The sequence below is a fragment of the Hydrogenophaga sp. BPS33 genome (genome assembly GCF_009859475.1).
Taxonomy (GTDB): Bacteria; Pseudomonadota; Gammaproteobacteria; order Burkholderiales; family Burkholderiaceae_C; genus Hydrogenophaga.
Genome location: NZ_CP044549.1, coordinates 1,932,944 through 1,951,780 on the forward strand (window position 1 = coordinate 1,932,944; position 18,837 = coordinate 1,951,780).

The 18,837-nt window shown below is 67.6% G+C and carries 14 protein-coding genes; 4 read left to right on the plus strand and 10 right to left on the minus strand.

The window, feature by feature from the left end:
• Positions 1 to 39: 39 nt before the first annotated feature.
• The 10 genes from kdpC to F9K07_RS09165 all read right to left on the minus strand — a co-directional run bounded on the left by kdpC (position 40) and on the right by F9K07_RS09165 (position 9,488).
• Complete coding sequence (gene kdpC / locus F9K07_RS09120; protein WP_159591755.1) at positions 40 to 633, minus strand: potassium-transporting ATPase subunit KdpC; 594 nt, start codon at positions 631 to 633, stop codon at positions 40 to 42.
• Between the two features lie 18 nt (positions 634 to 651).
• Complete coding sequence (gene kdpB, locus F9K07_RS09125; protein ID WP_159591758.1) at positions 652 to 2,736, minus strand: potassium-transporting ATPase subunit KdpB; 2,085 nt, start codon at positions 2,734 to 2,736, stop codon at positions 652 to 654.
• A 10-nt stretch (positions 2,737 to 2,746) separates the two neighbouring features.
• A complete protein-coding gene (kdpA, locus tag F9K07_RS09130) occupies positions 2,747 to 4,453 on the minus strand; it encodes a potassium-transporting ATPase subunit KdpA (protein ID WP_159591761.1) in 1,707 nt (568 codons plus the stop codon).
• 244 nt (positions 4,454 to 4,697) lie between these two features.
• Positions 4,698 to 5,366: an urease accessory protein UreG gene (gene ureG / locus F9K07_RS09135; protein WP_159591764.1), complete on the minus strand. Its 669-nt coding sequence runs from the start codon at positions 5,364 to 5,366 to the stop codon at positions 4,698 to 4,700.
• A complete protein-coding gene (locus F9K07_RS09140) occupies positions 5,363 to 6,076 on the minus strand; it encodes an urease accessory protein UreF (protein ID WP_159591767.1) in 714 nt (237 codons plus the stop codon). The genes ureG and F9K07_RS09140 overlap by 4 nt, the downstream gene beginning before the upstream one ends.
• A complete protein-coding gene (gene ureE / locus F9K07_RS09145) occupies positions 6,063 to 6,566 on the minus strand; it encodes an urease accessory protein UreE (protein ID WP_159591770.1) in 504 nt (167 codons plus the stop codon). The genes F9K07_RS09140 and ureE overlap by 14 nt, the downstream gene beginning before the upstream one ends.
• A gap of 10 nt (positions 6,567 to 6,576) precedes the next feature.
• Positions 6,577 to 8,295: an urease subunit alpha gene (ureC, locus tag F9K07_RS09150; protein WP_159591773.1), complete on the minus strand. Its 1,719-nt coding sequence runs from the start codon at positions 8,293 to 8,295 to the stop codon at positions 6,577 to 6,579.
• Position 8,296: 1 nt separating this feature from the next.
• A complete protein-coding gene (locus tag F9K07_RS09155) occupies positions 8,297 to 8,602 on the minus strand; it encodes an urease subunit beta (protein ID WP_159591776.1) in 306 nt (101 codons plus the stop codon).
• A 4-nt stretch (positions 8,603 to 8,606) separates the two neighbouring features.
• Positions 8,607 to 9,179 (minus strand): HupE/UreJ family protein, encoded by a 573-nt coding sequence (locus F9K07_RS09160; protein WP_159591779.1) that lies wholly within the window; start codon positions 9,177 to 9,179, stop codon positions 8,607 to 8,609.
• A gap of 6 nt (positions 9,180 to 9,185) precedes the next feature.
• Positions 9,186 to 9,488 (minus strand): urease subunit gamma, encoded by a 303-nt coding sequence (locus F9K07_RS09165; RefSeq protein WP_159591782.1) that lies wholly within the window; start codon positions 9,486 to 9,488, stop codon positions 9,186 to 9,188.
• On the opposite strand from F9K07_RS09165, the gene F9K07_RS09170 reads away from it, so the two are divergent.
• From F9K07_RS09170 to urtA, 4 genes are all read left to right on the plus strand, one after another.
• A complete protein-coding gene (locus F9K07_RS09170) occupies positions 9,487 to 13,104 on the plus strand; it encodes a hybrid sensor histidine kinase/response regulator (RefSeq protein ID WP_159591785.1) in 3,618 nt (1,205 codons plus the stop codon). The two genes, F9K07_RS09165 and F9K07_RS09170, sit on opposite strands and share 2 nt — an antisense overlap.
• A complete protein-coding gene (locus F9K07_RS09175) occupies positions 13,088 to 14,125 on the plus strand; it encodes a response regulator transcription factor (protein WP_159591788.1) in 1,038 nt (345 codons plus the stop codon). The genes F9K07_RS09170 and F9K07_RS09175 overlap by 17 nt, the downstream gene beginning before the upstream one ends.
• 153 nt (positions 14,126 to 14,278) lie before the next feature.
• Entirely contained in the window at positions 14,279 to 17,200 is a 2,922-nt protein-coding gene (locus tag F9K07_RS09180; protein ID WP_159591791.1) for an ankyrin repeat domain-containing protein, read from the plus strand.
• A gap of 219 nt (positions 17,201 to 17,419) precedes the next feature.
• Complete coding sequence (urtA, locus tag F9K07_RS09185) at positions 17,420 to 18,712, plus strand: urea ABC transporter substrate-binding protein (protein WP_159591794.1); 1,293 nt, start codon at positions 17,420 to 17,422, stop codon at positions 18,710 to 18,712.
• The last annotated feature ends 125 nt before the right edge of the window (positions 18,713 to 18,837 follow it).

Consider the following 18,837-nt stretch of genomic DNA (forward strand, 5'->3'; position numbering starts at 1 on the left):
GGGCGTCGCGTCGATGGGGTGCATTGTCACGCTTGTCGCTCATGGCCGCTGCGCATCGAGCGCGAGGTTCAGCGCCAGCACGTTCACGCGCGGCTCGCCGAGAAAGCCGAACGCCACGCCTTCGGTGTGCGCGTCCACCAGAGCCGCTACCGCCTCGGGGGCGAGCCCGCGTGCCCGAGCCACGCGCGCCACCTGGTAGCGCGCGGCGGCCACGCTGATGTGGGGATCCAGGCCGCTGGCGGAGGCGGTCACCAGATCCACCGGCACCGGCGTTTCGTTGCCCGGGTCGGCCGCGCGCAGGGCGTCGATGCGCGCCTTCACCGCCTCGGCCAGTGCCGGGGCACTGGGGCCGAGGTTGGAGCCGGAAGAGGCGGCGGCGTTGTAGGGCTCGGGTGCGGTGGCCGAAGGGCGACCCCAGAAATGACCCGGTTGCGTGAACGCCTGGCCGATCAGCGTGGAGCCCATGGTCTGGCCGTCGCGCTGGATCAGGCTACCCTGTGCCTGGCGCGGCAAGACCGTTTGCGCCACGCCGGTGACGACGAGGGGATACAGCAGACCGGTGACGATGGAGAGGATGGCGAACAGCGCGAGGGCAGGGCGCAGCACGGGTTGGGAAGAGCTTGGGGTGTTCATTTGAAGGTCCTTGGAGGTTCAGGCGAAGCCCATGGCCGAGAGCAGCAGGTCGATGGCCTTGATGCCGATGAAAGGCACGGCGATACCGCCCAGGCCGTAGATGGCGAGGTTGCGGCGTAGCAGCGCGGCGGCGCCCACCGCGCGGTAGCGCACGCCCTTGAGGGCCAGCGGGATCAGGAAGACGATGACCAGCGCGTTGAAGATCACGGCGGACAGGATGGCCGAGTTGGGGCTGGCCAGTTGCATCACATTGAGCGCGCCGAGCTGCGGGTAGGTGCTCACGAAGGCGGCCGGCACGATGGCGAAGTACTTCGCGATGTCGTTGGCGATGCTGAAGGTGGTGAGCGAGCCGCGCGTCATCAGCATCTGCTTGCCAGTCTCCACGATCTCGATCAGCTTGGTCGGGTTGCTGTCCAGGTCGACCATGTTGCCGGCCTCCTTGGCCGCTTGCGTGCCGGTGTTCATGGCCACGGCCACGTCGGCCTGCGCAAGGGCAGGGGCGTCGTTGGTGCCGTCGCCCGTCATCGCCACCAGCTGGCCGCGCGATTGGTGTTGGCGGATCAGCTGCAGCTTGGCCTCGGGCGTGGCTTCGGCCAGGAAGTCGTCCACACCGGCCTCGGCCGCGATGGCGGCAGCGGTGAGGCGGTTGTCGCCCGTCACCATCACGGTCTGGATGCCCATGCGGCGCAACTCGGCAAAGCGTTCCTTGATGCCGCCCTTGACCACGTCCTTGAGTTCGACCACGCCGAGCACACGGGCGCTGTCGCACACCACCAGCGGCGTGCTGCCTCGGCGCGACACCTCGTCCACCGACGCCTGCACGGCGGACGGCAGCTTGCCGCCCAGCGCTTCCACATGCCGACGGATCGCGTCGGCCGCGCCCTTGCGCAGCGTGCGCCCCTTGCCGTCGGCGGCTTGCAGGTCCACGCCGCTCATGCGCGTTTGCGCGGTGAAGTGCACGAAGCTGGCGCCCAGCGCTGCCACGTCGCGCTCGCGCAACTGGAACTTCTGCTTGGCCAGCACCACGATGCTGCGGCCCTCGGGGGTTTCGTCGGCCAACGAGGCGAGTTGCGCGGCATCGGCCAGGTCGGCTTCTTTCACGCCCGGCGCGCTCAGGAAGGCGCTGGCCTGGCGGTTGCCCAGGGTGATGGTGCCGGTCTTGTCGAGCAGCAGCACGTCCACGTCGCCCGCCGCTTCCACGGCGCGCCCGGAGGTGGCGATCACGTTGGCCTGCATCAGGCGGCCCATGCCCGCCACACCAATGGCGCTCAACAAGCCGGCGATGGTGGTCGGGATCAGGCACACCAGCAGGGCCACCAGCACCACCAGGCTCACCGGCTGGCCGGCGCCGTTGGCCTGCACGCTGAAGAGCGAGAACGGCAGCAGCGTGGCGACCACACCGACGAAGACGATGGTCAGCGCCACGAGCAAGATGGTGAGCGCGATCTCGTTCGGCGTCTTCTGCCGGCGTGCGTTTTCCACCATGGCGATCATGCGGTCGACAAAGGTCTCGCCGGGGTTCACCGTGACACGCACCACGACCCAGTCGGATAGCACGCGGGTGCCGCCGGTGACGGCAGAGAAGTCGCCGCCGGATTCGCGGATCACCGGGGCCGATTCGCCGGTGATGGCGCTCTCGTCCACCGAGGCCACGCCGTCGATCACTTCGCCGTCGGCCGGCACCGTGTCTCCGGCCTCGGCCAGCACCACGTCGCCTTTGCGCAGGTTGTCCGCTTCGAGCGGCAACCACGTCAAGGCGGTGCGTGGCGTGTTCCTGTCGTAGGGCAAACGGCCGTCCAGCTTCTTGGCCCAGGTCTGGCGCTTGAGGCCGCGCAGCGAGGCCGCCTGCGCCTTGCTGCGGCCCTCGGCGAGCGCTTCGGCAAAGTTGGCGAACAGCACGGTGAACCAGAGCCACAGCGTCACGGCGGTGTTGAAGGCACTGGGTTGCTGCCAGGCCAAACCCGTGGTGAAGAGGCTGCCGAGGTAGACGACGAACATCACCGGGTTGCGCCACTGTTGGCGCGGGTCGAGCTTGCGCAGGGTGTCGAGCAGGGCGGGGCGCACCAGCGCCGGGTCGAACAGGGTTGGGGTTGTGCGGGTCATGGTGTTTCTTTCAGCGCGTCCACAGCGTCAGGTGTTCGGCCACCGGGCCCAGCGCCAGTGCGGGCACGTAGTTCAACAGCCCCACCAGCAGCACGGTACCGATCAGCAGCGCGACAAACAGCGGGCCGTGGGTGGGCAGGGTGCCGTCGGTGGCGGCGGCACGTTGCTTGGCCGCGAGCGAACCGGCCATGGCCAGCACTGGCACGATCACGCCGAAGCGGCCGAACAGCATCGCCAGGCCGAGCAGCACGTTGTAGAACGGTGTGTTGGCCGACAGGCCTGCAAAGGCGCTGCCGTTGTTGTTGGCGGCCGAGGTGAGGGCGTACAGCACCTCGGCGAAGCCGTGCGCTCCAGGGTCTTGAATGCCGGCGCGGCCCGCGTCGGTCATGACCGCGATGGCCGTGCCCGCCAGCACCAGCAAGGGCGTGACGAGGATGGCGATGGCCACCATCTTCATCTCGTGTGCCTCGATCTTCTTGCCCAGGTAGGCCGGTGTGCGGCCGATCATCAGGCCCGCCACGAACACTGCCATGATGGCGAACACCAGCATGCCGTAGAGGCCCGCGCCCACGCCACCGAACACCACCTCGCCGAGCTGCATCTGCACCAACGGCACCATGCCGCCCAGGGGCGTGAAGCTGTCGTGCATGGCGTTCACCGCACCACAGCTCGCGGCCGTGGTGACCACGGCGAACAGGCTGGACGCGTGGATGCCGAAGCGCACCTCCTTGCCTTCCATGTTGCCGCCGGATTGAAGCGCGCTCGCGGTCTGGTCGGCGCCCAGCGCGGCGAGCACCGGGTTGCCCTGTTGTTCGAACGCGGTGGCCGCGACCACGAAGGCGACGAACAGGACCGTCATGGCGGCCAACACGGCCAGGCCTTGGCGGCGGTCGCCCACCATGCGGCCGAACACGAAGCACAGCGTGGCCGGGATCAGGAAGATCGCGATCATCTGCACGAAGTTGGCCAGCGCCGTGGGGTTCTCGAACGGGTGCGCCGAGTTTGCGTTGAAGAAGCCTCCGCCATTGGTGCCCAGCATCTTGATGGCCAATTGCGAGGCCACTGGGCCCATGGCCAGGGTTTGCGTGCCGCCCTCCAGCGTGGATGCTTGCACGTAGGCCGAGAGGTTCTGGATCACGCCCTGGCCGACAAAAAACACCGCGAACCCCAGCGCGAGTGGCAGCAGTACCCACAGCGTGGCGCGCGTCAGATCGACCCATACGTTGCCGATGCTTTGCGCCGAGTGGCGCGAGAAGCCGCGCACCAGTGCGACCACCACTGCGATGCCGGTGGCGGCCGAGAGAAAGTTCTGCACCGTCAGGCCCAGCATCTGCACCAGGTAGCCCATGGTGGATTCACCGCCATAGCCCTGCCAGTTGGTGTTGGTCATGAAACTGATGGCGGTGTTGAAGGCCGAGTCCGGCGTGACCGCGCCAAAGCCCTGCGGGTTCAGCGGCAGCACGTACTGCAGGCGCTGCAGCGCGTACACCGCGAGCAGGCCCAGGCCGTTGAAGATCAGCAGACCCAGCGTGTAGCGCAGCCAGCCCGATTCCTGTTCGGGCCGTACGCCCGCGATGCGCCAGAGGGGTCGCTCCAGGCGTTGGCCGAACGCGAAGCGGCCCGCCATCACCGCGTCGATTGCGCGCGCCAGTGGCCAGGCCAGCGCGAACAACACGCCCAGAAAGACCGCCAGCTGCAGCCAGGCAGCGCCGCTCATGGCCGCACCCCCTCAGCGGGTTGCAGGCGTTGGCACAGGCAGGCCAGGCCCCAGACGAGCAGGCCGCACGCAGCGGCCAGGCCCAGGTAGAGGAAGTCCATTCGGTTCTCCGTTCATGAGGATGAACCGATGCTAGGAATGCCCGCATCAAGACCAGCACAAGACTTCGGGCCGCGGTCTCAAGAAAGTATCAAGACGCTGCGGCACCGAGCAGGCACGAGCGCTTGCGAGAGAGGCAGGACGTTCAGGTCGCAGCGGCAGCGCTCAACAAACCCTTGCGCTCGATGAAGCGCACCACCTCGTCCACCCCCGCCAGCGTTTTCAGGTTGGTCATCACCCAGGGCCGGCGCTCGGTGTCGGGCCGCATGCGCGCGGTGTCGACCTTCATCACCTCCAGGTCCGCGCCCACGTGCGGTGCCAGGTCGGTCTTGTTGATGACGAAGAGGTCGCTCTTGGTGATGCCCGGGCCGCCCTTGCGCGGGATCTTCTCGCCGGCGGCGACGTCGATCACGTAGACCGTGAGGTCCGAGAGTTCGGGACTGAAGGTGGCGGCCAGGTTGTCGCCGCCGCTCTCGATGAACACCACGTCGGCATTCGGAAACTGCTCGAGCATGCGGTCGATGGCTTCAAGGTTGATCGAGGCGTCTTCGCGGATCGCGGTGTGCGGGCAGCCACCGGTCTCTACACCCATGATGCGTTCGGCGGGCAATGCGCCGCTCACGGTGAGCAGGCGCTGGTCTTCCTTGGTGTAGATGTCGTTGGTGATGGCCACCAGGTCGTACTGCGCGCGCATGGCTTTGCAGAGCATTTCGAGCAAGGTGGTCTTGCCCGAGCCGACGGGGCCGCCGATGCCCACGCGCAGGGGCGGCAGGGTTTTGGTGCGGCGGGGGATGTGGTGAAGAGGCGAGGTCATGAGCGGAAGAGCCGTGAGTACTGGGTTTCGTGGCGGGCAGACAAGATGGCGAGCAACGGCGTGAAAGCCTGTCGGGACGCGTCGTCCAGTGACAGGGCGTGGTCCACCGCCTCGGGAATCTGTTGGGCCAGGCGCGCCAGCATGCGCTGCCCGGCGCTCTGCCCCAGCGGCACCGACTTGATGGCGGCCTGCACCATGTTCTCGGCCCAGCCGAAGGCATAGCCCAGCAGGCTGTCGCGCACGCTGCCATCGGTGCAGGCGGCCGCGCAGGCGCAGGCCACGGGGTAGGTCGGTGGGTCCAGGCGCGCGGCCTGCAACTGCTCGAACACGCCCGCGCCCAGCTCGCCGAGCTGGCGCGCCCATTCGAGCAGGGAGCGGCCCATCTGTTCGGTCTGCAGGCGCAGTTCGGCGGTTTCGCGGGTGTGCAGTACCCAGGCATTCAGTGCGGCAATGCGCGTCATGTCGTGCGCGCGCCATGCGGGAATGGCCTGCGCCGCCACCGCGAGGTCGGCGCGCGACAGGCCCAGGTGCATCTGGTCGATGAGCCAGGTGGTGGCGCTGGATTCGTCGTGCACGAGGCCTGCGTCCACCGCGGCCTCCAGGCCTTCGGAGTACGAGAAGCCGCCCACCGGCAGCGCGGGCGAGGCCAGCCAGAGAATCTTCAGCAGACTCGCGTCCGAGCGCTGCGCCGCAAGCTCAGCCGTGGTCATGTCCGTGGTGGTGAGGGCCGTGTCCGTGTCCACCGTAGGCACCCCCTTCCGGTTCGAACGGCTCGCGCACCTCGTCCACCGTGAGGTGCATGGCGCGCAACATGTCGGCCAGCACGTGGTCCGGTTCGATCTTGAGGTGGTCGGGCCGGAGTTCGATCGGCACGTGCCGGTTGCCCAGGTGGTAGGCCGCGCGCATGAGGTCGAAGGCCTGGTCCTGTACGGGGTGGTCGGGGCAGGCGGTGATGCGCATCACCGCTTGCGGCGCGGCCACCACGCGCAGCAGCGAACCATCCTGCGTGAGCAGCACGTCGCCGCCGCGCACGACGGTGCCGCGCGGCAGGAACACGCCGACGTGGCGCTCGTCGGAGGCCACGGCGTCGAAGCGGCTTTTCTGGCGCAGGTCCCAGTCCAGCACGAGCTGCGCGGCGCGCTGCACCAGCGGCACGGCCAGGCCCTGCCCTTGGGGAATCAGTTTGGAGACTTGCAGCATGGGGATGGGCTCAGAACAGGAAGTAGCGCTGTGCCATCGGCAGCTGGCTCGCGGGTTCGCAGGTGAGCAGCACGCCGTCGGCGCGCACCGCGTAGGTCTGCGCGTCGATCTCCATGCGCGGCAGCAGGCTGTTGTGCACCATGTGCGCCTTGGTGACGCCACGGCAGCCTTGCACGGCCGAGAGCGTCTTGCGCAAGCCATAGCGCTCGCCCACGCCCGCGCTCAGCGCCGCCTGCGACACGAAGGTGAGCGAGCTCTGCGCGGTGGCGCCACCGAAGCTGCCGAACATGGGCCGGTAGTGCACCGGTTGCGGTGTAGGAATGGATGCGTTCGGGTCGCCCATGGCGGCCAGCGCGATGCTGCCGCCCTTGAGCACGGTGGTGGGCTTGACGCCGAAGAAGGCGGGCTTCCACACCACCAGGTCGGCCCACTTGCCGACTTCGATGGAGCCGACGATGTGCGCGATGCCGTGTGCGATGGCGGGGTTGACTGTGTACTTGGCGATGTAGCGCTTGACGCGGAAGTTGTCGTGGCGCGTGTTGTCTTCGGGCAGGGTGCCGCGTTGCGCCTTCATCTTGTCCGCCGTCTGCCACGTGCGGATGATGACTTCGCCCACGCGGCCCATGGCCTGGCTGTCGCTGCTCATCATGCTGATGGCGCCCATGTCGTGCAGGATGTCTTCGGCCGCAATCGTCTCGCGGCGGATGCGGCTCTCGGCGAAGGCCAGGTCTTCGGCGATGCCCGCGTCCAGGTGGTGGCACACCATGAGCATGTCCACATGCTCGTCGAGCGTGTTCACCGTGTAGGGCATGGTGGGGTTGGTGGAGGAGGGCAGGAAGTTGGCTTCGCCCACCACACGCAGGATGTCGGGCGCATGGCCACCGCCCGCGCCTTCGGTGTGGAAGGCGCAGAGCGTGCGGCCTTTGGTGGCGGCGATGGTGTCTTCCACGAAGCCCGATTCGTTGAGCGTGTCGCTGTGAATCGCGACCTGCACGTCGGCCTCTTCGGCCACGCTCAGACAGTTGTCGATCGCCGAAGGCGTCGTGCCCCAGTCTTCGTGCAGCTTCAAGCCGATCACACCGGCGTGGATCTGTTCGTGCACAGCTGCGGGCAGGCTGGCGTTGCCTTTGCCCAGGAAACCGAGGTTCATCGGCAGGCCGTCGGCCGCCTGCAGCATGCGCTCGATGTGCCAGGGGCCGGGCGTGCAGGTGGTGGCGAAGGTGCCGGTGGCCGGGCCGGTGCCGCCACCGAGCATGGTGGTGATGCCCGAGGTGAGCGCTTCGTCCACCTGTTGCGGGCAGATGAAATGGATGTGGCTGTCGATGCCACCGGCCGTGACGATGTGGCCCTCGCAACTGATCACTTCGGTGCCCGGGCCGATGACGATGTCCACGCCGGGCTGCGTGTCGGGGTTGCCGGCCTTGCCGATGGCGACGATGCGCCCGCCCTTCAAACCGATGTCGGCCTTGACGATGCCCCAGTGGTCGACGATCACCGCGTTGGTCATGACGGTGTCGACGGTGCCTTCGGCGCGCGTGCGCTGCGACTGCGCCATGCCATCGCGAATGGTCTTGCCGCCGCCGAACTTCACTTCCTCTCCATAGCCACCGGCGGCGAGGGTGAAGTCTTTTTCGATCTCGATGAACAGGCCGGTGTCGGCCAGGCGCAGGCGGTCGCCCACGGTCGGGCCGAACATGCCGGCGTAGGCGCTGCGGGAGATGGTGGCCATGTCAGAGCTTTCCTTGAACGAGGCCGCGAAAGCCGTGGACGATGCGAGCACCCGCGAAGTCCACCAGCTCGACCGTGCGTTGCTGGCCCGGCTCGAAGCGCACGGCGGTGCCGCTGGCGATGTTCAGGCGCATGCCCCGCGCGGCGGCACGGTCGAAGTCCAGCGCGCCATTGGTTTCAGCGAAGTGGTAGTGCGAGCCCACTTGAATGGGGCGCTCGGCGCCGTTCTTCACCACCAGGGTGAGCGTGCGCCGGCCGGGGTTGAGCGGGTGTTCTCCCGCGTCGGTGAGGAGTTCGCCGGGGATCATGTGTTCAGCCCGCGATGAGCGACAACACCATGTTCACGCCGAAGAGCGCGACCACAGCACCGACAGCCCGTGGCAGCCACACGCTCTGGCGTTTCAACGCGAGACCCAGGCCGACGCCGCACACGTGCAGCAGTGCGGTGCCGACCAACATGCCGATCAGCGCGCCGGTGCCGTTGAGTTCCTGGCCGTGGGCCGCGCCATGGAACAGCGCGAAGGCGCCGACCAGTACCGCACCGGCGGCCGCAGGCAGTTGAATGCGAGCCGCCAGCAAGAGCCCCACCACCAGCATCGAGGCCGCGATCATCGGCTCGATCGCCGGAAATGCGATACCTGTCTGTGCCAGCAGCGCACCGGCCAGCAGCGTGCCGGCGAAGGCCAGTGGCGCGGCCCAGATGCGTGTGGTCGTCATCGCGCTCCACACGCCCACGGCCAGCATGGCGGCCAGGTGGTCCAGCCCGGTGATGGGGTGCAGGAAGCCGGTGAGGAAACCGCCGTGGTCATGGGCGTCGCCCACGTGCGCGAAGGCGGAAATCGACACGGCAGCGAGGGCCAGCGGGAGCAGGTGTTTGAGCTTCATGGTGCTTCAGAAAATGGGTTGGTGCACGGTGACGAGCTTCGTGCCGTCGGGGAAGGTGGCTTCGACCTGGATGTCCGGGATCATCTCGGCGATGCCTTCCATCACGTCGTCGCGCGCCAATACGCTGCGGCCCTCGCTCATGAGCTGGGCCACGGTCTTGCCGTCGCGCGCGCCCTCCATCACGGCCGCGCTGATCAGGGCCACGGCTTCCGGGTAGTTGAGCTTGAGGCCGCGCGCCTTGCGCCGCTCGGCCAGCAGGGCGGCGGTGAAGATCAGCAGCTTGTCTTTCTCTCGCGGTGTGAGTTCCATGGTGGTGCACGTCAGCAAGACCCGTGCCCCACCTGCGCGGGCCGGGCGCGCATGGCATGAAAGCTGCACCTGCGTCGGGGTGAACGCCCCTTTGCCCGACCCGTTACCGGCGCCCGCCGAAGCCCCGCAGCGCATCATCAAGGTGCGCCGCGACTACAACAGCTGGGTTGGCAGCGAGACCATGGAGGACTACGCGCTGCGCTACACGCCGCAGCGCTTTCGCAAGTGGAGCGAATGGCGCGTTGCCAACACGGCCTTCGGGGCGGCCTCCTTCCTCATTCTCGAAGCCGTGGGCGCCACGCTGCTGGTGCAATACGGCTTCGTCAACGCCGCGCTGGCCATTCTGTGCACCGGCCTCATCATCTTTCTCGCGGGTCTGCCCATCAGCGTCTATGCCGCGCGCCATGGTGTGGACATGGACCTGCTCACGCGCGGCGCGGGCTTCGGCTACATCGGCTCCACCATCACTTCGCTGATCTACGCCTCGTTCACCTTCATCTTCTTCGCGCTGGAGGCGGCGGTCATGGCCTACGCGCTGGAGCTCGCGCTGGACATCCCGCCGGCCTGGGGCTACCTCATCTGCGCGGTGGTCGTCATCCCGCTGGTGACGCACGGCGTGTCGGTGATCAGCCGCTTCCAGGTCTGGACCCAACCCCTGTGGATCGTGATGATGGTGGTGCCTTTCGGTGCGGTGGCCTGGATGGCGCCCGAGACGTTCACCAATGTGGTGCGATATGGGGGCGAATCGGGTGCGGGGGCGGTGTTCGACTGGCACTTGTTTGGTGCGGCTCTCACGGTGGGCATTGCGCTCATCACACAGATGGGCGAGCAGGCCGACTACCTGCGCTTCATGCCGGCGAAAGAGCCGGGCAAGGCCTGGCGCTGGTGGGCGGGCGTGCTCGCGGGCGGGCCGGGCTGGGTGGTGCTGGGCGTGGTGAAGATGCTCGGTGGCGCCTTGCTGGCCTACCTCGCCATCAGCCACATGGTGTCGACCGAGCGTGCTGTGGATCCGAACCAGATGTACCTGGCGGCCTACGAATTCGTGTTCCCGGACTACGGTTGGGCGGTGGCGGCCACGGCCCTGTTCGTGGTGGTCTCTCAGCTCAAGATCAATGTGACCAACGCGTACGCCGGCTCGCTGGCCTGGAGCAATTTCTTCTCGCGCATCACGCACAGCCACCCGGGCCGCGTGGTGTGGGTGGTGTTCAACACCTTCATCGCCTTCATGCTGATGGAGATGAACGTGTTCCAGGCGTTGGGCGAGGTGCTGGGGCTGTACTCCAACATCGCCATTGCCTGGATCATGGCCGTGGTGGCAGACCTCGTGATCAACAAGCCGCTGGGCTGGTCGCCCAAGGGCATCGAGTTCAAGCGGGCGTATCTGTACGACATCAACCCGGTGGGCGTGGGGGCGATGGGCCTGGCGTCGGCGCTGTCCATCGTGGCGCACATGGGCTTTCTGGGCACTGGCGCGCAGGCGTTCTCGGCGGTGATCGCGATGGTGACGGCGTTGGTGGCGGCGCCTGCGATCGCCTGGATCACGAAGGGGCGCTATTACATCGCCAGGACGGGTGGCGTGGGTACAGAAACACCGCGGAGCTGGCTTCGCCAGGCCGCTGGTGTTGCCCCCCTTCAGGGGGGTGACGCCGCAGGCGGCGCGGGGGGTGTTCACACTTGTGTCATCTGTGAGCGGGCCTATGAAGCGCCCGACATGGCGCATTGCCCCGCCTACCAGGGTCACATCTGCTCCTTGTGCTGCACGCTGGACGCGCGCTGCGGCGACTTGTGCAAACCGCACGCGCGCCTCTCCGAACAGTGGATGGCCACCTTGCGCCGCGTGATGCCGCGCCGCATGTGGCCCTACCTGGCAGCGGGCCTGGCGCACTACCTCTTGCTCATGATGATCGTGGCCCCAGTGCTGGCGGCGGTGCTCGGCCTGCTCTACCGGCAGGAGGTGGAGGGCTTGCAGGAAGGCCTGGGTGTGGCGGCCAACACCTCGCTGCTCGACGCGGCACTGCGTTCAGGCTTCGTGCGTGTGTATGCCGTGCTATTGTTGATTGCCGCCACCGTGGCCTGGTGGCTGGTGCTGGCGCACAAGAGCCGCGAGGTGGCGCAGGAAGAGTCGAACCGGCAGACGCGCCTGCTGATGCAGGAAATCGCCTCGCACCAGCGCACCGACGAAGCCCTGCAGCAAGCGCGCCGCGCAGCCGAACAGGCCAACCAGGCCAAGACGCGCTACATCTCCACCATCAGCCACGAACTGCGCACGCCGCTCAACAGCATCCTCGGCTATGCCCAGCTGTTGCAGGAAGACACGGGCGTGGCGCCGCACCGCGCGCAGGCGGTGCGGGTGATCAACCGAGGTGGTGAGCACCTGCTGTCGCTGATCGAAGGCACGCTGGACATCGCGCGCATCGAGTCGGGCAAGCTCGCGCTGGACGTGCGCCCCATGGCCTTTGCCGATGCGATGCGGGAGATGGCCGGCATGTTCGAACTGCAGGCCGCAGCCAAGGGGCTGCGCTTCGTCTTCGACACCGGCAGCCCGCTGCCCGACACCGTGCGCGCCGATGAGAAGCGGCTGCGCCAGATCCTCATCAACCTGCTGGGCAACGCGGTGAAGTTCACCCACTGCGGCGAGGTGCGCCTGCGCGTGGCGCACGCGCGCGAGATGGCGCAGTTCGAGGTGCACGACACCGGCCCCGGCATGGGGCCCCAGGAGCTGGAGCGCGTGTTCGAGCCGTTCGCGCGCGGGCAGGGCGAGGCCAGCGCCACCGCGCCCTCCACGGGCACCGGCCTGGGCCTGACCATCGCCAAGATGCTCACCGACCTCATGGGCGGCGAGATGACGGTGCGCAGCACGCCGGGCCAGGGCTGCGTGTTCACCGTGCGCCTGTTCCTGCCCGAGCTGCGCGGCACGGTGCTGCCCCGGCCCGCCTCGTTGCCGCTGCACGCCGGCTACGACGGCGCGCGCCGGCGGGTACTGGTGGTCGACAACGAAGAGGCCGACCGCGAGTTGCTTGCGCGCTGGCTCACGCCGCTGGGTTTCGACGTGCTGCTGGCCAACAGCGGGCTGGAGGCGCTGGCCCTGCTGGAAGCCTTGCAGCCGGGCGACGCCCGTGCACCGCACGCCATCTTCATGGACCTGGCCATGCCCGGCATCGATGGCTGGGAGACCCTGCGCCGCCTGCGCGCCCAGGGGTGGGCGTCGGTGCCTCTGGCCATCGTCTCGGCCAACGCCTTCGACAAGGGCCTGGACAACGATCTGGGTCACCAGCCGCAGGACTTCTTCGTCAAGCCGGTGCGGCGCGACGACCTGCTCGGCTGGCTGGGCCAGCGCCTGCAGCTGTCCTGGATCGCGCAGGAGCCGCCGCAGCGGACCCACCCTCCCGCCCTGGCTGAACAGGCCGCCAGTGCGCGCCACGACGACATCGAACCGCTGCTGGAATTGGTGCGCCTGGGCTATTACAAGGGCATCGTCCAGTGGCTCGACGACTGGGTGCAGCACCGCCCCGAGCAGGCCGCCTTTGCGCAGCGCCTGCGCGACCTTGCGCGCGAATTCCGCTTTGACGCCATCGAACAGCAACTGCTGCAGACCCGCCATGCCGCATCCCCTTGACACACCGCCGCCCAAAGCCCCTGCCGTGGCGCTGCCCGGCGCCTTGCCCTTGTCGGATGCCCTGGTGGTGCTCATCGTCGACGACGTGCCCGACAACGTCGCGCCGCTGCACGACGCGCTGGACGAAGCCGGCTACACCGTGCTGGTCGCGCTCGATGGGGAGAGCGCCGTGCGCCGCGCCACCCAGGCCGTGCCCGACGTGGTGCTGCTTGACGCGGTCATGCCCGGCATCGATGGCTTCGAGGTCGCGCGCCGCCTGAAGGCCCAGCCCGCCACCGCGCACATTCCCATTCTTTTCATGACCGGCTTGACCGACACCGAACACCTGGTGGCCGCGCTCGATGCCGGCGGCGCGGACTACGTGACCAAGCCGATCAAGCCGCGCGAAGTCATGGCCCGCATGGGCGTGCACCTGCGCACCGCACGGCATGTGCGCCAGGGCGCGGTGGAGCGCAGCCAGGCGCGCAACGCGCTCGACGCGTTCGGCTACGCCACCATCACCGTGCGCGAGCGCGACGGCCGCCTGATGTGGCAGACCCCGCTGGCGCGCGACCTGCTGCGCCACCACTGCGGCACCGAAGCGCCCACGACGCCTGCGGCCGTGCTGCAGTGGCTGCGCCGCCACCTGGGCGAGGCGCGCGAGCAACGTGAGCCCCCGCGCCTCACGCTGGAGACCGGCGCGCGCCGCCTCACCTTCCGTCTGCACCAATGCGTGGGCGACGAACCCAACGGCGAAGGCGGCGACTGGCTCATCGTGATGCAGGAGACCTCGGACGCCGACGTGCTCGCCAGCCTGGCCGCTGCGTTCGGCCTGACCGCGCGCGAAGCCGAGGTGCTGTACTGGGTGGTCAAGGGCAAGATCAACCGCGACATCGGCGACATCCTCGGCTCCAGCCCGGCGACGGTGAAGAAGCACCTGGAACGCATCCACGCCAAGCTCGGGGTGGAGACGCGCACCGCGGCGGCCGCGATGGCGCTGGCGCGGGTGCCGCAGTTGGGGCCGCAACACGGGGGCTCCTGAGCGCGTTGGCGCGGGACGAGGCAAAAATCGCACGGTTGAAATGGACCGCTCCAGACGTGCTACGAGGACGAGCAAGAGGAAGTGCTGCCGACGCGGGAACCGGATCGGCTCATCCGTTTCCCTCCATGAACTTGTTTCATGCGTGGGAGTGCCATGACCCGTGTCCACACCTCCGTTGTCCCGTTAAGTGCCTTCCCGCATTCGCCGGGCCGACCCACGGAGACGCCTGAAAGCGCCCAGCACGAGCAGGCCCCGAGCGCAGATGCCCATGCAGGCACCGACTCTGCCGGGCAGGCCACCCACACGGCGGCGGCCGCCGCCACCTCCCCCATCAACCCCCCCACGCTGCCTGTCGCGCTCACGCTGTCGCCCCAGGCGCAAGACGTTTTGCAAACCAGCATCGACAGCGCGCAGCGTTTGGAGACAGAGAAATGGACACCGCTGCACGCGGCCGCCAAGGTGGGCGACATCGAGCACATCGCGCAGTTGCTGGACGCCGCGGAGATCCCCATCGACGGCCCACTCGCGACCGGCGCCACGCCCTTGCACATTGCGATCGAATACAACCAGCTGGAGGCGGCGAAGCGGCTGGTCGCCGCTGGCGCGGACGTTCGCAGGCCGCGCAAGGACGGCGCCACCCCTTTGCACCTGGCTTGCCACCACGGTCGGGGCGACATCGTCCGATGGCTGCAACCGCTGCTGCGCCTGGACGTGCCGCCTTACCACGCGGGGGCGGCGTTGAACGCGCGCACCCGCTCGGGCCTCACCCCATTGAGCTTGGCGGCAGGGGCCGGCCACGGTGACGTGGTGCAATTCCTGCTCGGGCGCGAGGGCATCGACCCCACCCTCACCGATGCCGACGGCGGCACGGCTCTGCACGCGGCAGCGCGCACGCCCAACACCCACGTCGCGGCCTTGTTGCTGCGCACGATCGCCGTGGACGCGCCCGACGCCATGGGCGCCACACCGTTCATGGCCGCGATCCAGCAAGGGCAGTGCGCGGTGGCCGAACTGCTGCGACACCTTGGTGCCGACCTGCACGGGGCGATGCAGGACGGCACCCGGCCTTTGCACCATGCCTGCCGGAACCCGGACACGCGGGTCCTGGAGTGGCTGCTGGCGCAACCAGGCCTGGACCCCAACCTGACCGACTTCGAAGGGTATGCGCCACTGCACGAGGCCATCCTCGAGGGCCGAGACGGTGTGGTCGCTGCCCTGCTGGCACATGCCGACATCGACATCGAGAGCGCCCTTGCGTCGGGCGCCACGCCCTTTCTGCTGGCCCTGGAGCACCAGCAGATGGGCATCGCCAACCAGTTGTGGGTGGCCGGGGCGTGCCCGACCCAGCCGACGAAAGACGGCGTGACCCCGCTGCACCAGGCCTGCACCCACCCGACGGCACAGATGGCGCGGGCGTTGCTGGAGCACCCCGAGATATTGGAGGTTCATGGCCAGGCCTGCGACATGCCCACGGTGCTGAACCAGACCACGAAGAAGGGCGAGACCTTGTTGCACTGGGCCGCGCGCGCGGGCAACGCCGAGCTCGTGGCGCTGTTGTTGGGTCAACCCGGCATCCACCCCAACGGGGCCGACGAAAGAGGTTGGACGCCGCTGCACGTCGCCGCGCGGGCAGGACGCGACGACATCGTGGGCCTGTTGCTGGGGCATGCCGATACCGATGTCTTCGCGAAAGGGGCGCTGGGTTTCACGGTTCTGCACTGTGCGGCGATCGGCCCCGACACGCTGCAGGTCGCGCAGGCTGTGCGGCGGGCCTTGCCCCCTGGCGACTATGCCGCGTTGTGCGCCACCGGCGACGCCTGCGGCACTTGGCCTGCCACGCTGGCGGCCCAGCGCGGCGAGCCGGTCGACGTGATCCAGGCGCTGCGTGCACCCGCGCCGCCCACCCTCTGGACGCCCCACCACACGTCCTACAACCGAGGATGGCTCATCACCGGTTGCGACCTACCGAGCTTGAACGCAAGGCAACTGGTCGATGACGCGAAGCAGGCGGGCATCGACCTGTACACCTACGGCGATGGCAGGATCGAGCTGTCGTGGAAAGAACTGCACCAGCAGCCCATCCAGGATGGCGACTTCGTCATTTGGTATGGCCACAGCTTCTGGGACAACGAACTCCAGCAGGTGATGGTGCAACTCGGTCGGAACGAGCGCGTGCCGCTGGTGGCGGTAGCGCGCTACTTCCTCGAGAAAGGCGTCTCGAAGGTGTGGATGTTCGGCTGTGAAGCTGCCGACGCGGTCACGCCGATGAGGAACTGCTTCCAGAACGGCCCTTACATGCCCGAGCCGCTCGATCCGGCGGCGGGCTATGCGGGGGTGGTCATCACCGTCGTCTCGTCACACCGCGAAACCTTGGTATCGCTGAACAACCACGGCATCCGGTTGGTGTTGCAGGACTGCGCGGCCGAGCGCGTGCAAGCGGGTTCGGGGAATCGCTTGCAGACACGCTCGGTTCTGCCGGCATCCTCCTTGCAGTGGGATGCAAGACAAACCCGCTGGTCGACCACCAAGAACCCGGCGCTGACGGTACACACCATGAAAGACTTTTCGCCGGCGGAGGCAGAAGAAGCCAAGGTCCAACTGATGCTTTTCTACGCGATGGAGGACCAGGTGGAAGAGGTCGAAGCGCTGGTGACACGGCACGGCGTCGATCCGAATGCGGCCGATGAGAGCGGATGGACCGCGCTGAACCTGGCGTGTCATTACGGTCACCACGGGTTGGCCGAGCGGTTGATCCAGGTCGGTGGCCATCTGAACCAGGCCGACCGTGCTGGCAACCTTCCCATGGCGTTGGCCTGCCGCGAGGGGCACCTGGCCTTGGTCGAGCTGCTGCTCAAGCACGGCGCTGCGGTGGACCAGGCAACCCCCAAGCGTCCGCACACGCCACTCATGGTGGCCAGCGAGCGCGGTCATGTGAAGCTCGTGAAATACCTGATGGAGCACGGGGCCGATCGCCATCGGATGGTGCTGACAAAGACCGCCCTGGACTTCGCAAGGGCCGCGGGACATGAAGACGTGGTCCGGCTGCTGAGAGGTTCGAGCCTGCCAGGAACCTGAGACTGGAAGGGATTACCGAATCTCTCGAAATTGATCATCTGCTGAAGACACGAACGGCCGATTCCTGCCCCTGCCACTGACGTACGCCACCCGGCGTACATACGCCGTCCAGGCGCTTCCCTAGCATCCAGTTGTCCGCTGTGCCACGCCCGAAGAGGGCAGCCGGCGGCGCCACACAAACCCCTTCACGGGGCCCCTGGAACACTGGAGAGAAGCGCCATGTCGACGAAACCCCACACCGCCCGCCGGATCACCCTCAAGACCCTTTCCGCCGCCGCGATGGTCGCCACCCTCGGCGGCCTCTCGGCCCTGCCGGCCCATGCACAGTCGACCATCAAGGTCGGCGTGCTGCACAGCCTCTCGGGCACCATGGCCATTTCCGAAACCGTGCTCAAGGACACGGTGCTCATGGCCATCGACGAGATCAACGCCAAGGGCGGCGTGCTGGGCAAGAAGCTGGAGCCGGTGGTGGTCGACCCCGCGTCCAACTGGCCGCTCTTTGCCGAGAAGACCAAACAACTGCTGACCCAGGACAAGGTCGCCGTGATCTTCGGCTGCTGGACGTCGGTGTCGCGCAAGTCGGTGCTGCCGGTGGTGGAAGAGGCCAACGGCCTGCTGTTCTACCCGGTGCAATACGAAGGCGAAGAACTGAGCAAGAACGTGTTCTACACCGGTGCCGCGCCCAACCAGCAGGCCATTCCCGCCGTGGAATACCTCATGAGCAAGGACGGCGGCTCGGCCAAGCGCTGGGTGCTGCTGGGCACCGACTACGTGTACCCGCGCACCACCAACAAGATCCTTCGCGCCTTCCTCAAGAGCAAGGGCGTGGCGGACGCCGACATCATGGAGGAGTACACGCCTTTCGGCCACTCCGACTACCAGACCATCATCGCCAACATCAAGAAGTTCTCCTCGGCCGGCAAGAAGACGGCCGTGGTCTCCACCATCAACGGCGACTCCAACGTGCCGTTCTACAAGGAACTGGGCAACGCCGGTCTCTCGGCCAAGGACGTGCCGGTGGTGGCCTTCTCGGTCGGTGAAGAAGAGCTGCGTGGCGTGGACACCAAACCGCTCGTGGGCCACCTCGCGGCCTGGAACTACTTCATGAGCATCAAGAGCCCGGCCAACACCGAGTTCACCAAGAAGTGGGCCGCTTACGCCAAGGCCAAGAACATCCCGGGCCACAAGGACAAGCCGTTGACCAACGACCCGATGGAAGCCACCTACATCGGCATCAACATGTGGGCACAGGCCGTGGCCAAGGCCAAGTCCACCGACACCGACAAGGTCATCGCCGCCATGGCCGGCCAGACCTTCAAGGCACCGGGTGGCTTCACCAGCACCATGGACAAGGAAAACCACCACCTGCACAAGCCGGTGTTCATCGGTGAAGTGAAGGCCGACGGCCAGTTCAACGTGGTATGGAAGACGCCGGGTCCGGTGGTGGCCGATCCTTGGAGCGACTACATCGCAGAGAACAAGGGCAAGAAGAATACGCCTGCGGCGAAATAACTCCCCCCTGCGCCGCTGACGCGGCTTCCCCCCTCTGTTGCGCGCCTTCGGCGCTTCGAGGGGGGACGGCATCTGGGGCCGGCGGAGCCGTCCCTCGATGCCCCTGGATTGGGTGCGCTTCTCTC